The organism is Mesorhizobium sp. P5_C1 (assembly GCF_054049815.1).
The window spans coordinates 1-1,208 of sequence record NZ_JBFULQ010001013.1 but is presented as its reverse complement, the minus strand read 5'-3'; the positions used below and the strand labels follow the sequence as shown (position 1 = coordinate 1,208).

General features: G+C 60.9%; 2 protein-coding genes. Both read left to right on the top strand.

The genetic code is table 11. The features are described from left to right. A partial coding sequence (locus ACXJ7R_RS33490) for a PAS domain-containing sensor histidine kinase (protein ID WP_457155533.1) occupies positions 1-899 on the top strand: 899 nt, incomplete at its 5' end. Continuing rightward, positions 886-1,208: response regulator (locus ACXJ7R_RS33485; RefSeq protein WP_457155532.1), on the top strand; the 323-nt coding region annotated here is incomplete at its 3' end. The genes ACXJ7R_RS33490 and ACXJ7R_RS33485, both read left to right, overlap by 14 nt.

Here is a 1,208-nt window from a genome sequence, read left to right as displayed (position 1 = left end):
GGATCATCGGGCTTGGTCGCACCGTCACCGGGATGCGCAAGGACGGTTCGACCTTCCCCATGGAGCTTTCAGTCGGCGAGATGCACCCGGGAACGGGACGCTTCTTCACCGGCTTTTGCCGCGACCTGACCGAGCGCCATCGGGCGGAAGCGAGAATACAGGAGCAGCAGCAGGAATTGCTCCACATGGCGCGATTTACCGCGCTCGGCGAAATGGCCTCGACGCTTGCACATGAGATCAATCAGCCACTGACGGCCATCACGAACTACCTCAAGGGCAGCCGCCGGCTGCTCGAGAAGAGTACGGAAGAGAACGCCCCTATGCTGCGCGATGCCGTGGAAAAGGCGGCTGAGCAGGCCCTGAGGGCAGGAAATGTCATTCGTCACCTGAGGGACTTTGTTGCGCGGGGCGAAAGCGAGCGTCGGGTCGAACGACTGCCGGCGCTGATCGAGGAAGCTTCGTCGCTCGCCCTGGTCGGCGCAAGGGAGATCGATGTCCGCGTCAGCTACGAGCTTGATCCCGCCGCCGAGCTGGTGTTGACCGACCGCATCCAGATTCAGCAGGTTTTGCTCAACCTCATGCGCAACGCGGTGGAAGCCATGCAAGGTGTACCGCGCCGCGAGTTACACGTGAGGACCGTCGCACGGGAGGATGGGATGGCCGAGGTAAGCGTGACGGATACAGGCACCGGCCTTGCGCCAGAAGTCTCGGCCCAACTTTTCCAGCCCTTCGTCACAACCAAGAAGCAAGGGATGGGGGTCGGACTCTCCATTTGCCGTACCATCGTCGAGTCGCATGGCGGCCACATCTGGGCCGAGCCAATGCCCACCGGAGGAACAGCATTCCGGTTCACATTGCGCATCGTTGAGAAGGAAGAGGTCGCCAATGGCCGGCAATGATCTTGTGCATGTCGTCGACGACGACGTCGACGTCCGCAAGTCGCTTGGGTTTCTTCTCGCCACAGCCGACTTTGCCGTGCGCCTGCATGAATCAGCGACAGCCTTTCTGGCCGCGACGACAGACAATATTGATGGCTGTATCGTGACCGATGTGCGCATGCCGGGTATCGACGGCATCGAGTTCCTGCGACAGCTTCGGACTCGCGGACATAGGCTTCCGGTTATTGTCATGACTGGCCATGCCGATGTGGCACTCGCCGTCCAGGCGATGAAGGAAGGCGCTGCTGATTTCGTCGAAAAGCCGTTCGA